Annotated in this window: 11 protein-coding genes; 4 read left to right on the forward strand and 7 right to left on the reverse strand. The window is 47.7% G+C overall.

The annotated features are described in order from the left end of the window. The first annotated feature begins 143 nt into the window (after positions 1–143). Genes SD53_RS06860 through SD53_RS06870 form a run of 3 tightly spaced genes read left to right on the forward strand, consistent with a single transcriptional unit; the run spans position 144 to position 2800 of the window. Positions 144–1985, forward strand: a complete 1842-nt coding sequence (locus SD53_RS06860) for a glycoside hydrolase family 3 protein (protein ID WP_052749286.1) — start codon at positions 144–146, stop codon at positions 1983–1985. A gap of 2 nt (positions 1986–1987) precedes the next feature. Further along, the gene (locus tag SD53_RS06865; protein ID WP_046519494.1) at positions 1988–2410 is read left to right on the forward strand and encodes an ACT domain-containing protein; all 423 of its coding nucleotides are present in this window, start codon (positions 1988–1990) and stop codon (positions 2408–2410) included. A 3-nt stretch (positions 2411–2413) separates the two neighbouring features. Next, positions 2414–2800, forward strand: coding sequence for a DoxX family protein (locus SD53_RS06870; RefSeq protein ID WP_046519495.1), 387 nt, complete (start codon positions 2414–2416; stop codon positions 2798–2800). Positions 2801–2873: 73 nt separating this feature from the next. Here SD53_RS06870 and SD53_RS06875 read toward each other — a convergent pair whose 3' ends face one another. The 3 genes from SD53_RS06875 to SD53_RS06885 form a co-directional block, all read right to left on the reverse strand. After that, complete coding sequence (locus SD53_RS06875) at positions 2874–5783, reverse strand: putative Ig domain-containing protein (RefSeq protein ID WP_046519496.1); 2910 nt, start codon at positions 5781–5783, stop codon at positions 2874–2876. Between the two features lie 244 nt (positions 5784–6027). After that, positions 6028–6540, reverse strand: coding sequence for a DUF6436 domain-containing protein (locus SD53_RS17990; RefSeq protein WP_125060968.1), 513 nt, complete (start codon positions 6538–6540; stop codon positions 6028–6030). Positions 6541–6551: 11 nt separating this feature from the next. After that, positions 6552–8039 (reverse strand): methyl-accepting chemotaxis protein, encoded by a 1488-nt coding sequence (locus SD53_RS06885; protein WP_046519497.1) that lies wholly within the window; start codon positions 8037–8039, stop codon positions 6552–6554. Between the two features lie 246 nt (positions 8040–8285). On the opposite strand from SD53_RS06885, the gene SD53_RS06890 reads away from it, so the two are divergent. Beyond that, a complete protein-coding gene (locus SD53_RS06890) occupies positions 8286–10001 on the forward strand; it encodes an alkaline phosphatase D family protein (protein WP_046519498.1) in 1716 nt (571 codons plus the stop codon). Positions 10002–10057: 56 nt separating this feature from the next. On the opposite strand, the gene lnt is transcribed toward SD53_RS06890, so the two are convergent. From lnt to SD53_RS06910, 4 genes are all read right to left on the reverse strand, one after another. After that, positions 10058–11587 carry an apolipoprotein N-acyltransferase gene (gene lnt, locus SD53_RS06895; protein ID WP_082101808.1) on the reverse strand — a complete coding sequence of 510 codons (1530 nt, stop codon included), beginning with the start codon at positions 11585–11587 and terminating at the stop codon, positions 10058–10060. Positions 11588–11590: 3 nt separating this feature from the next. Further along, entirely contained in the window at positions 11591–12469 is an 879-nt protein-coding gene (locus SD53_RS06900) for a CorC family transporter (RefSeq protein WP_046519499.1), read from the reverse strand. Positions 12470–12586: 117 nt separating this feature from the next. Further along, positions 12587–13048, reverse strand: coding sequence for an rRNA maturation RNase YbeY (gene ybeY / locus SD53_RS06905; protein ID WP_046519500.1), 462 nt, complete (start codon positions 13046–13048; stop codon positions 12587–12589). A gap of 3 nt (positions 13049–13051) precedes the next feature. Continuing rightward, positions 13052–14092, reverse strand: a complete 1041-nt coding sequence (locus SD53_RS06910) for a PhoH family protein (protein ID WP_046519501.1) — start codon at positions 14090–14092, stop codon at positions 13052–13054. Positions 14093–14118 lie beyond the last annotated feature (26 nt).

Below are 14118 nucleotides of genomic sequence, written 5' to 3' on the forward strand. Positions count from 1 at the left end.
GCGGGCTCTCAAAGCAACAAAATCCTCTGGCTGACTAAGAGCGGTGAAATACTGAGCAAACACTCGTCATTCCAACAGATGCGGTTACAGAGCCGGATTGGCCCTGATATAGTGGCTGGATAAACTCAGAATGTGGTGACCAGATGAAACAATATGCACTGCTGCTGGCTGTGATGACGTTAAGTGCGGGAGGTTGTATGGGACAAAAACCAGTGGATCAGCAAGAGTTACGCCGCCAGATTGGGCAAAAGCTGATGATCGATTTACGCCATTTTTGCGCACAAGGCAGTTCTGCTGAATGCAAAACCGACCTGACGGTATTGCCGAAAGAATTTGCGGACGCCATCACAGGACTGCATTTAGGTGGGGTAATTCTGTTTGCCAATAATTTAAAAGATCAACAACAAATTCGCCGTTTAACCGCAGATCTACAACAGGCCAGCAGTGATGGCTTACCGCTGTTGATTGGCATTGATCAGGAAGGCGGTCGGGTCGCTCGCTTGCCGACCCAGGAGTTTCCAGCCTTTGCCGGTAATATGGCGATAGGTGCAACATTGGCCTCGTCCGGTACTCGTTATGCAACCGAGGTGGGTACAGCGATAGCACAGCAATTAAATTCACTGGGTATTAATTTAAACTTTGCGCCCAGTCTGGATGTGAATAACAATCCGGCCAATCCGGTGATTAACGCCCGTTCTTTTGGTGACAATGCCGCGGCAGTGGCTGTGGCCGGAGGAGCCATGCTCAGTGCGATGCAGAAGGCCGGCATACTCGGCACTATTAAACATTTTCCCGGCCATGGTGATACCCATGTCGACAGCCACACTGGTTTGCCTTTGGTGGAACATGATAAAGCCACAGTAGAAGCGGTCGATTTATACCCCTTCAGGCAACTGATCAGACAGCATCAACCCGCTATGGTGATGACGGCTCATATTCAGTATCCAGCGCTGGATAACAGCAGTTTGATGACTAAATCCGGCGAAGCTGTGATTAAACCCGCCACTTTATCCCGCACTATTCTGACCGATTTATTACGTGAAGAGATGGGGTTTGACGGCCTTATTATTACGGATGCGCTGAATATGGCGGGCATCAGCCAGTTTTTTGACCCGGCACAGGCGGTGATCGAAACCTTTGCAGCGGGTGCGGATATAGCGCTGATGCCTTATGAAATGAAAACTCCTGCCGATATTAAGGCCCTGACTGGGCTGATTGATCAGGTGGTCGCTGCAGTGCAGCAGGGGAAACTCAGTGCAACAGAAGTGGCTGAGTCGGCTCAGCGGGTTGTCCGTGTACGTCAGCAGCTTTCTGCCAAAGGGCAACAAGCAGTGGTACCGGACAGTACACGTTTAGCCAGAGATCTGCGATTAGAGCAACAATTGGCAGAAGCTAGTCTGACTCTGGTGGGGCAAAATAAATTACAGTTACCCCTGAATTTAGCCGCTTTAAAACTACACCTGATCGCCCCGGATCAAACCAAATGCCAAAGCTGGTTACAGGCGCTGACTCTATGGGGAGTGAAGCCGCTGTCAGTCACCTGCAGTGATTTAACTTCGTCAGAGCAAAATCTGGCGTTACAGCAGATCAGGCAGGCCGATCTGGTGCTCGGTTCGTTGATTTCACCAGCGCAAAGTGCAGCAGAATTGGGCGTTTTAGCCGACTTACAGGCTTTGCCCGCGATGAAGCTGACGGTGACGGAACAAAAGCAGCTATTACAGCAGTTACTGCAGCAGGCCAAAGTTCAGGGCAAACAGACGGTGATGGTCTCGCTGCGAACTCCCTATGAGCTGACAGACTTTGCCGATAGTGCCGACTTACGGCTGGCGACTTACAGCTATAACCAAAAGCCTCAGACCGCAGTACGGCCATTTTCCGGTCCAGCCTACGATGCTGTGATTGGATTTTTACTTGGAAAAGTTCAGGCGCAAGGTCAACTCCCGGTGTCTTTGCTGACAAAAGACAACCAGGTCGAAAGGAGATAAAAATGACAGTGGCTATCAAAGCGCTGGATCAGTTAATTAGTTCTATGCAGCCTGAGTTACAGCCAGAGGTTTATGTCTATTGTGTCTGGCCTTTGAATAAAAGCTGGCACGGACCTTTGCCTTTGGCCACGTTCAGAGAAAAAGAAGGGCTGACGCTGGTGCTGACAGAACCACAAGCCAAAGACTATCAACTGGATGTTTTGTTCAGAGCGCGTTGGATCAGTCTGACAGTACATTCTGCTTTAGAAGCTGTAGGTTTAACCGCAGCTTTTGCTCAAGCCTTAGCGGATGCAGGCTTAAGCTGTAATGTATTTGCCGGGGCTTATCATGATCATCTGCTGGTGCCTGTGGATCAGGCCGAGGCTGCCATGCAGGTGTTAGCACAGTTACAACAATCAAAACAACATCATCGCCAGAAGGGATAACGCATGTCATTACAACAACTATTTGGCTGGGGGACTTTACGGCTGGCTGTAGCCGGACTGATCGGCGCTCATGGCTGGCACAGAGCCTTGACCGGAGGAGTTGAACCTTTTGGCCAGTGGCTGGAAAACCACGGCTGGCCTTTAGGGATCTTAATTGCAGTGGCTATTACCGCTTATGAAATCATCGGTACTTTGTTTTTGGCATTAAACCGTTACGTCACTCTGGTTTGCCTTGGATATGTCGGAATTTACGCCACAGGCATAGCTATTTTGCATGCCAAAGTCGGCTGGTTTGTGGTAGGGCCAGGCCGCAACGGTGCTGAGTTCAGCGCCTTGCTGATTTTAGTGCTGTTGTCAGTGGCAGTGCATCATTGGCCATCCCGCAGGTAATTACATAGCCCAAAACAAAAAGGCTTGGCGATGCACTCTACCAAGCCTTTTTTAGTGTGTGACAGCTATACTTTTACACTTTCTTGAAACGACGGCTCAAGCTGATCGCCCATAAAGCCATGACCGCATACCAGCCAAAACTACCGCTTGAACCTTTAGGCTGGGTCACTTCAAAGTTTAATGTTGCTTGTGATGTTGCGCCTGCACTGTCGGTTGCGGTGATCAAAGTGCTGAACTTACCAGCGTTTGCAACCTTACCGGAAATAGTACTGCCAGATAAAGTTAAGCCTGCCGGCAGGCCTGTTGCAGTGAAACTGATGTTTTGTCCTTCGGCATCCGCGAATAAAGTTGCCAGATTAACAGACGCAGTTTCATCTGTGGACAGGGTTACACTCCCTGAACCAGTTAACACTGGTGCAGCATTGACTGTTAAATCCAGAGTATGAGAGCTGGTTGCACCTTTGCTGTCTTTGACCTGTACCCTGAGCTGATGAATTTGTCCTTCCGTCAGAGTTCCGCTGATAATACCTTTAGTTGAGACCGTCAGGTTGGCGGTTGACGTTATTTCATAGGTGAGTACAGAGCCTTCCGGGTCGGAGAAAAACTCATTTAAATCCAGCACAAAAGTTTTATTCTGATTGATCACTGGTGCAACCCATGGCTGAGCCAGGGCTGGTGCTTTGTTATGTTCGAATGTCAGAGTAATATCTGAGTATAGATCTGTATTGTCTGTTGCTCTGACAACCACTTCATTTGTAGATAAAGGGCTGCCATCGTAATTCAGAGTACCTTGTTCCGTCACTGTAATACCCGGCACTGCATCAACTAAAGTGAACGTCATTGTATTTCCGGCATCTGTATCCTGGATCAGAGCTGTCAATTCCGTACTGTAGGCAATACCTTGATTCAACTGCATCTTTGTCGGAACTTGTGTCAGATCAGGAGCTCTGTTGATCAGATAGCGTTTGAGTTCAAATGGAGTATCAACATTTTCTGTATACAGATGCTGTCCCAGTAAAAATGCATTACGGGGATAGAGCGGATTTTCCAACTGTACAGACTCTACTTCTGTCGGAATACCCGACGCAAGATCAATCTTTGATAAGACGAGATTTAGTTCATTTGGCATCGTGAGTATAAATCGCTCATCTAAGTAATACAGACTGTAGCTGTTTAAATTGTTGAGCGACAACAACTGAAACTTGTCATCTATTTTTTTATAAACGTAAAGATAACGATCGAAAAAAACGTGGAGCTGTGTTGATACCACTTTAAAAGAAAAGCTGCTCCAGTGGCTGTATGGTAGTTCAAACAGATCTTTGGAGCTGAGTTTGTTATCGATCACTCTCAACTCTTGCATCTTCATGGTATTACTGTTTCTAACCAGTAAAGCCCCGTCCATTTCAACGTTTTCAGCTAAACTAGGAAGATAACCGAAATTGTTGACGCCACTGACTGCGGTATCAAGGTACGTAAGATCGTCAGCCTTAACAGCAAACAAATGTAGTTTGTTGTCAGAATGGACTAACAAATACGAGCCAAACATGGCGGTACCGTGGATCGAAGAGATCTGATTAAATTCAGATAATTTCTCATTCAAATCAATCTCTGCACTCTGCACCAAAGCTTCTGCTGCTTTATCAAATTTGTAAAAGCGAAGCATGGTGTTACGGCCAACAAGTAAGGACGAAGAGCTGATTTTATAGGAGTATGAGGGGTAACCCGTGAGTGATTCCGGATAGATGTCCTGAGCTTCGTAAAACTTCAGAGACGATATAGCTCCATCATCTGCCTTTTTATACAACTCTGCATTTTGCTCCTCTACTCTGATGAAGTAAGTCTCATCAAAGGCGATATTTTTTGCCGCAAGTAAAGACAGACTTTGTTTGCCTCGCTCAAGGATAATGGGGGCTGTGGTCTCTGTGCTCTGAGGATAATACTTAATGCTGTTTTCATGTAATGAAACAAAGTTGCCACGAACAGGCGCCAAATCTTTTGCTCCATTCAGTGGCATAACTTTAAGATCACTGAAACCAGAATTGCTGACAGAGAACGAATGAACGACGTTGCCATAATACGCCACAAGTCTGGAGCCTGAGAACCTGGTCCTTTGTGGAGACTGTGAAAGTAATGTCGAATTGTTCTGGATAAATTGCAGGCTGCCGTCGCTTGCCACACTATAGAGCCGGGTTCCCAAGTAAGTATTCAGAACTATATGACCATTTTCTTGTGAATAAGCGACATTTTCTTCAGTTGGGATATTAGCAATAGGAATTTCAGAGACCAGAGAAAATGCCCCTTGTGAATCCATCTTGTAACTGGCTATTACATAGCTGGAAATAAGGCTTTGAAATACACCCAGCACAAGGACCTTTTTGCTCTCATCGTAGACTGCAAAATTCGGCTGGTTCTGAACTGATACCAAAGATGGAGCCGCAAAGGTATTTGTTTGTTTGTCAAATGCTTGTACTGAAACTTGAGCGCCTGAATTGGTGTAAGTGAAGGCAACGAAGCTGCTACTGGGGTTAGATTTATATGAGTCTGAGTAATTACCTGACAGTTGCGCCAAAGCCTGAATTTGGCCGTCCGATGACAATGAGAACACTTTATTCTGATAGTAGCTACTGATAAATAGCAGAGATCCGTCAGCACTGAGATGGACTGCATTCTGGCTGCTGTTATCAAAACCGAGCTCAGCATAAGTATAATCTTTGAGGAGTGTCAAAGATCCTTCGGTTTGTTGCAATACTGAGAAGCCATACGAGCCATAAGCGACGATTAATCCACCTGCGCTTGTAACCCTCTCTGCTAAATGCAACAGCCCCTCTTTTTCCGAGACGGGTTCTGACAAACTTAAAGTTTTTGGGCTTTCTGCTTGTGTAGTTGTCTGTGGTACTTTATCAAATAATGGAATTTCAAAAGCAACTGCTGAACTGGAAAAAGCAATAGCGACAGCACATGCCACGGATGTAAGACGTAACATCTATACACTTCCTTGTAGTTAATTAAATAATGAGGTTTTAGTTGGCTAAATGATACTGTTTGGTAGGAAATAAAAGCAATTGGCAACTTATTTAATTTTACTTTTTCGTTTCTTATTTTCCTGTTTTTACTATGTTTTTGTAGGTTTTTTCAGCGTTTTGCCCGGCTAATTCAGAGTTTTGTGTGTGTTGAGGGAAAAAGTGTTGCTTGAACCGTAGCTTGGGGTAACGTTGAATTGACGCTCCTCAGTGTAAACACCTGCAGGCTGTACTTTCACCATTCAACCAAAAGCCTGGTAGTTGACTGGCTCCACTGACAATTTTATCGAGCAGACTGGCGTTATCGCTGCAAAGTAAGTCTGTCGCTAGCGGACCAGCATAAATTAGCTGTTGCTGGTTAAACAGCAACAACAAGGGCAGAGCTGGACTGTCAAGTCCCAGCGCTTTAGCTTCGCTATCACTCAGTTGAGTGGTGGCTAACTCAGGCTGACGTTGCTGCAGTCGCTCTAGGTGCTGCTTAGCAAAAGAGCTGCAACTGCAGGTGGAGTCGGTGATCAATATTGCTTGCCAATGGCGGTCCGGCAGCAACTGCTGACGGAGTTTCTGTTCTGTTTGCGCAGCTAACAGCGGTTGTTGTTGCCATAGTCGCTTTTCATCGAAGGTGCCGAAGTGACCTAAAAACAACCCGTAAAAAGCGGCCGCACTGCCTGCTATCCAAATGATCAGTAACATCAGTGCGGCTTTAGCTTTGTTGTGCATGGCTAAGGAGCTCAATAACTAAATCTGTTGGCTTCAGTGGCTAATTGGTTGGCCACCTGTTCTATCTGTACTGTACTTTGTTTTACTTTTTCGCTGCGTTGCATCTGAGCTGCGGCACTGTCGCTCAGATACTGTGCGCCCTGTGCCATTTCAGTACTGGCGTGACGTTGTTGCTCTAAGGACCCGGCCATAATATCCGCAGAGCGAGCCACAGATTGCGCTTCGCCTGTGATGATGTTTAATAGTTCATCACTGCGTTTGGCCAGACTGACGGTATGGTCGACCTGACTTAAACAATGCTGGACTGATTTTACTGAGCTTTGACTGGCCTCTGTTAAGTTTTGGATCATACGCTGAATTTGCTCAGTCGACTGTTGGGTGCGACCGGCCAGAGTCCGGACTTCATCGGCCACTACGGCAAAGCCACGACCCTGCTCACCGGCCCGCGCCGCTTCGATGGCCGCGTTTAATGCCAGCAGATTGGTTTGTTCAGCGATACTTCGAATAACCTCCAGTACCGATGTGATCTCTTTACTGGAGATGGCCATACTATCGACTTTTTGCCCGGCATCCTGCAAGGTGATGGCTAACGTGGATACTGCGGCTATGGTTTGGTCGACTGATGCTTTGCCGGAGACTGAACTTTGTTCAGCTTGCTTTGCTGCGCTCAGCACTGCGGCAGCCAGTTCTCCCAGTGCTTGTATACTTTGCGCCATTTCTTCAGATGCTGCGGCTATACGTTTGACCTGAGTATTTTGCTGCTGCATACCAGCAACCAGTTGCTGGCCGTCATCAGATAAATGCGCACTTTCACTGTGCAGTAATGCCACTGACTGATTGATGGTTTGCACTGTGTGCTGAATGCCATCCAAGGCCTGATTAAATTGCCGCACAAGGCGAGAGCGAATATCAGGGCAGCGCACTGTTAAATTAATATGGGAAGGGTCTGCCACTAATTCTTTTGTTGTCTCTGAAAAGGCTAAACCCACCATAGCCTCTTTATATGAATTAAGGCTGATGAGTATAAGAACTACAGATTCGACGACCACGTAAGCAGCATGTACAGCGACATTACTAAAGGTTGCATCCTGCTCTGGTACTAAAAATACGGCGGCGTGCTGCATCTGTAGGTAGGCAAACAGCAGATGATGCACTGCGATGGTCAGAGCCGCTGCTGCGATCACTGTCCAGTCCCGAAAGGCGCTTAAGATAGCCAACAACACAAAAATGCCAAAATGAAGTTCTGTCACGCCATTGGACTGATGGATATGCAAAGCGCTGAACAGCATAAAAGAGACCCCAAAGGCGATCCGCGACAGGCGGTGATCCCTCAGCGTTTTGTATAAGACAAAGGGCACCACCAAAGCAGGCAAACCAATCAGCAAGGCTGCGGCCCAGGTTTGATGCCAACTGGCTAAGGCCAGAGCCAACAGCATCAGCGCAGCATTGATACTGTTCATAATACGAAAGGCTTGTTGGCGGAAAGGATAGATCTGCATAAACACCTCACTTGGTCCGGCAACTTCACCAGCCGGTTACTGCTACAACTAGCGTCTGCAACTGCCTGTTCATATTGCCGAGACACGCAGCATGCCTTTATTGGCTGCCTGATTACGCGGATAGATTCTGCTGGATCAGTATCTGAGTTGAATGCAGCCTAGGATCAGATAAAGTGTAGCCCGCCACAGTTTTTCGTCATCAAAAAATCATCAAGGCCAGACAATATGGTTTCTTTTGGAGGAGCTATGGCCCATTTAAACAGACGTGATTTTCTTAAAAATAGCGCTTTTTTAACCGGAGCCGCTTGGTTAAGTAGCAGCGTGTTTGGTTGTAGTAGTGCTGACCTGCAGGCGAGAAACGCCGGTCCTATCGCATTTTTACATGGTGTTGCCTCTGGCGATCCTTTAGCAGATAGCCTGATCTTATGGACTAAAGTGACACCAGAACAACAACCTGACGCAGTGCAATTGTTATTGGAAGTTAGTGAGCGGGCTGATTTTTCTGTGGTACAACACCGCCAACTTTGTCTGGCGCAGCGCGATGCTGACTATTGCTGCAAAGTGGATCTAAGAGGTTTGTTGCCTGGTCGCAGTTATTATTATCGTTTTCGTGATAATACCACTGTATCTGCTACTGGGCATGGCAAAACCTTGCCCGCAGGTGCGGTCTCGGAGGTGCGTTTCGCTGTGCTGTCCTGCTCGAATTATCCGGCTGGTTATTTTCATGTCTATCAGCAGGTGGCGCAGCAGCAACTTGATGCTGTGTTGCATTTAGGTGATTACATCTACGAATACGAACAGGGGGGGTATGCCACTGAACGCTCGGTGGAGCTGGGCCGGGCTTTAGCGGCAGACAATCAGGCTGAAATGGTGAGCCTTTCCGATTATCGTAAACGTTATGCCTTGTATCGCAGCGATAAAGATTTGCAGCAGGCTCATGCCAGCCATAGCTTTATTTGTGTCTGGGATGATCATGAAATTACTAATGATGCCTGGACAGATGGTGCCGAAAACCATCAGCCGAATGAAGGTGACTACCAGGAGCGTAAGCTCAATGCTTTGCAGGCTTATTATGAGTGGATGCCAATACGGCCGCTGGTATCTGGCAAACAGCGGACTGGTCAGCAGCAAAGTTTGTACCGCAGTTTTGCCTTTGGCGACTTGGTGGATTTACATATGCTCGACACCCGGATTGAAGGCCGGAACCTGCAACTAGACTACAAAAACTACACAGATGAAAAAACCGGCGCTTTTGATACCCAGCGTTTTACCGCTGATTTAACCCATCCAAAGCGCACTTTGCTGGGGCAAAAACAACAGCAATGGCTGCAAGCTCAGTTGCTGCGCTCCAAAGCGCACTATCAGGTGCTGGGACAGCAAGTGTTGATGGCAAAGATGATGTTTCCATCCGAGCTGTTGTCGGCCTTTTCTAAACCAGGCCCGGAGTTGGTGGAAAAAATAGCGCAGTTAACTGCTTTAAAGCATCGGGTTGCTTCAGGCGATCGCAGCCTGAGTGCAGAGGATAAAAAACGTATTGAGTCTGTGCTGGCTTACAACCTGGACGCCTGGGATGGTTATCCGTTTGAGCGGGAGCTGATTTACAAAACAGCGCAACAGCAGAACAAGCAATTGGTGGTGCTGGCGGGGGACACTCATAACGCCTGGGCGTCCACTTTATATGATCAGCAAGGCAAAAAAGTGGGCATAGAACTCGCTACACCCTCGGTCAGCTCGCCTGGTATTGAAACCTATCTGCAGCTCAATACAGCTCAGGTTGAGCAGTTAGCTGACGTATTACCGCAACTGATTGACGAACTGGACTACTGTAATTTGCATCAGCGGGGGTTTTTGCTGGTGGCTTTTCGCAAAGAACACATCGATGCACAGTGGTTTTTTGTCGATGACATCACGAATAAGCAGTATCAAACCAGGTTAGGGTATCAGCAAAGTTATAAGCTTTAGGTTGCCTTTAAAGACCACAAAGCCACCGCAAGGTGGCTTTGTTTAGGGGAATCGCTTTACTTCGCTTGTTTTGCCAACTGGTAACGTCTGAAACTTAGCAGGCCAACGCAGCATAAGCTAATGGCAAGCACTGGCCAGTCGCCCCACAGGCTGTATAAGGTGCGGCCCTGTACCAGTGGCACTTCGGCCGTTAATACCCCGGCTTCAAACTGAGGTAAGCGGGCCTGTTCATTGCCATCTGCTGTGACCACCGCAGTAATGCCATTATTGGTCGCCCGTAGCAGCGGGCGGCCCAGTTCTAAAGCGCGCATTCTGGCGATTTCCAGATGCTGATGCGGGCCAATTGAATCACCAAACCAGGCGTCGTTGCTGACGGTCAGCAGGAAATGGGTGTTGTCGCTGAAATTGGCAATCATCTGACGTGGAAAAGCGATTTCAAAACACAAAGCGGCCAATAATGAATAGCCATTGGCTTGTAGGTTTGGCTGTAACCAGGCGCCGCGACTAAATGAACTCATCGGCAGGTTAAAAAGTGGTGCCACATATTTGAGTACATCCTGAAAAGGCACAAACTCGCCCACGGGCAATAAATGATGCTTTTGGTATCTGTTACTGGTGTTGTATCTGTAGTCACCGCCTGTTGCATCTTTACCAAATTTCCCCAGCACTATAATGCCGTTATAGGCATCGCCGTTTTCTTTGTAATCCAGAATGCCGGTGACCACTGCTGTATTGTTTTCAGCCGCCAGCATATCGAGGTTAAACAAATAGGCCAAAGCTAGGGGCTCCAGTTGTGGAATAGCGGCCTCAGGCCAAATCATAAGATCAGTGTTCAGGTGAGGGCGGCTGAGCTCCATATACTTGCGCATAGTGACGGCTTCCTGCTCCGGATCCCAACGTAAATCCTGCGCTATATTACCCTGCACTAAAGCGACTTTGACCTGTTCCCCCGTCTCTTGCCAGCCTTTGATAGCGTTTAGTGCCGGGCTAACGAGCAAGACAATAGCAGCTATCGCAGGCCAAACCCAGAGTTTGCTTTGAATAGCGACCGCCACTGCGCCTGCGATCAATAGCATGAAAAAACTGATGCCGGTTTCTCCGACCACAGTAGCCCAGGGGGCCATCCAAGCATCGGTTTGACTATAACCAACAGACAACCAGGGAAAGCCGGTTAAAAACCAGGAACGGATATTTTCGGCAATAAACCAGCATGAAGCGAGCAGCAGCGGGAACCAGAAATTACCGCGAAAGCGCCAGCTAAACCAGCTTGCCAGGGCAGGAAACAACGCCAGATACCCTACTAACAGCGCCATAATCGCCAGACTAGCCATCAGAGGCATACCGCCAAAAGTGGCAATACTGACATGCACCCAACTGATCCCGACACCAAACCAACCCAAACCATAGGCGTAACCAAACAGGGCGGCCTGTTTAGAGCTTTGCGCCTGCAGCAGGCAATACGCCAGCACCGACAAGGTCAGCAGTGGCAGCATATGGTAGCTAAAAGGGGCAAAAGCCAGGGTGTTTAATGCACCCAGCCCTGCTAAAAGCAGGGCTGGAAACCAGGAGGTTTTTAACAACAGCAAAAGTTAATCCTTCTGTAACGCTGAAGTGTCAATGGTGGTTTTAGCGCGAATGACCTGCAACTGCACCAACCTTCTGTTATTGGCTTTGCTGACTTTAAAGGTCAGATTTTGCAGTTCAATGGTTTCGCCTTTTTCCGGCATATGGCCAAAAGCATGCAGCACTATACCGCCTATGGTGCCGGCTTCTTCTTCGTCAAAGCTGGTGCCAAAACTTTCGTTAAATTCATCCACCGGCGTTAAAGCGCTGACCTGATAGACATGGCTGGCCATTTTTTTGATATCCACATCTTCTTCATGGTCGTGTTCGTCTTCTATTTCACCGACAATTTGTTCAAGGATATCTTCAATAGTGACAAGCCCTGAAACCCCACCGTATTCATCCACTACGATGGCCATATGGTAACGTTTCTGACGGAATTCTTTCAGTAAGGCATCTACTCTTTTACTTTCCGGGATAATCACAGCAGGGCGGAGTAAATCGCGCAGACTCCATTCGGTGCTGCCTTGCAAAGCATGTTGCAGTAAATCTTTCACCAGCAATATGCCTTCGATATGGTCTTTGTCTTCATTGACCACAGGATAGCGGCTGTGATTATTCTCCAGCAGCAGCGGCATCATTTGCTCAAGGGACTGGTCAATATTGATGGTCGCCATCTGAGAGCGGGGCACCATAATGTCGCGGGCACGCATTTTGGACACGTCCAAAACCCCCTGCAACATACTTTGAGTGTCGTTATCAATCAGCTTGCGCATCGCCGCTTCATTGATCACTTCAACCAGATCAGATAAATCCTGTGGTTCTGCAGTAAAAATCGCTGCTATTTTATCCAGCCACGATTTTGCGGCAGAACCCCGACTAGAGTGGGAATGGTCGTCACCCATGAGTGAACTTAAGCTCCAAATAGTGAAAAAGAAAATACCCCAAGCCATATCAGTGGTAGCCGGCTATCTCGCTCTGTTTGGCTACGGCTTCAGGTACGCAAAAAATTAAAATACCAGTTAATCTTCTAAAATATAAGGGTTCTTTATACCCAGTTGCTGCAAAATCAGAATTTCTTCGGCTTCCATTTCTTCAGCATCTGCGTCATTTATATGGTCAAAGCCCAATAAATGCAAGCAGCCATGGATGACCATATGAGCCCAGTGATGATCTAATTCTTTGCCTTGTTCTTTTGCTTCTTTGGCCACCACCTGAGCACAAATGACTAAATCGCCTAATAACGGCAAGTCCTCCACGCCGGGCGGCAGTTCAAATGGGAAGCTCAGCACGTTGGTGGGCTTGTCTTTTTCACGGTATTCAAAGTTCAGTTGCTGACTTTCTGCTTCGTCCACTATCCGCACTGTGACTTCGGCCACATCCTGAAATGGCAGAATAGCGGCTTCCAGCCAGTGCTGAAATTGGGCTTCTGTCGGCAGGTTTGGCGCTTCACTGGCCAGTTGTAAATCCAGGGTAATGCTCATGGCTTAGTCTTTACTCTTTGGGGCTGCATCCAATGCGGCTTGTTTTGCTACCTGCTGCTCTTGTTGCTTTTTCTGTTCAAAAGCTTCGTATGCCAGCACAATTTTTTGCACCACAGGGTGGCGTACTACGTCTTTGGCTTTAAAAAAGTTAAAACTCAGTTCTGGTACGCCAGACAACACGTCCATCGCATGCTTTAACCCTGAGTATTGGCCTCGTGGTAAGTCGACCTGGGTAATATCGCCTGTGATCACCGCTTTGGCATTAAAGCCAATACGGGTTAGGAACATCTTCATTTGTTCGACCGTGGTGTTCTGGCTTTCATCCAGAATAATAAAAGCATCACTTAAAGTACGGCCACGCATATAAGCCAGAGGTGCAATTTCAATCACGCCACGCTCTAAGTACTTTTCTACTTTTTCAAAACCTAACATGTCGAATAAAGCGTCGTACAAAGGCCGCAAATACGGGTCGACTTTCTGGGCTAAATCACCGGGTAAAAAGCCCAGTTTTTCACCGGCTTCCACGGCTGGGCGGGTCAGCACTATACGGCGCACTTCACCTTTTTCCAGTGCATCAACCGCACAAGCCACAGCTAAATAGGTTTTGCCTGTACCGGCAGGGCCTATACCAAAAGTCACATCGTGGCGCTGGATATTACGCACATAAGCACTTTGGCTGGCATTTCGGCCTTTGACCGCACCTTTTTTGGTTTTAATGCTCACTTGTTCGTCGTCAAACTGCTGCTCTGTCGGCTCTTGCTGTTGTTGCTGGATCACCAGATGCACTTGCTCCGGGCTTAAAGGCACGGCTTTGCCCTGAGCAGTGGCGGTTTCGCCATAAAGTGTTTCGATGATTTGTTTGACAGGCTCAAGCTGGTCGGTTAACCCCACCAAGCGCAATTGATTGTCGCGGTAGGACACCTGCACCCGGTAACGGCGTTCAATTTGACGTAAGTTGTCGTCAAAAGGGCCCCATAAAAAAGCCAGGCGCTGAGGTTCAAAAGGGGAGAGAGAAAATTCTAAGCTGGTTATTGGATTATCCAAAAGTCCTATCTCTTATCTATTTACCC

The organism is Rheinheimera mesophila, assembly GCF_000986865.1.
Classification (GTDB): Bacteria; Pseudomonadota; Gammaproteobacteria; order Enterobacterales; family Alteromonadaceae; genus Pararheinheimera; species Pararheinheimera mesophila.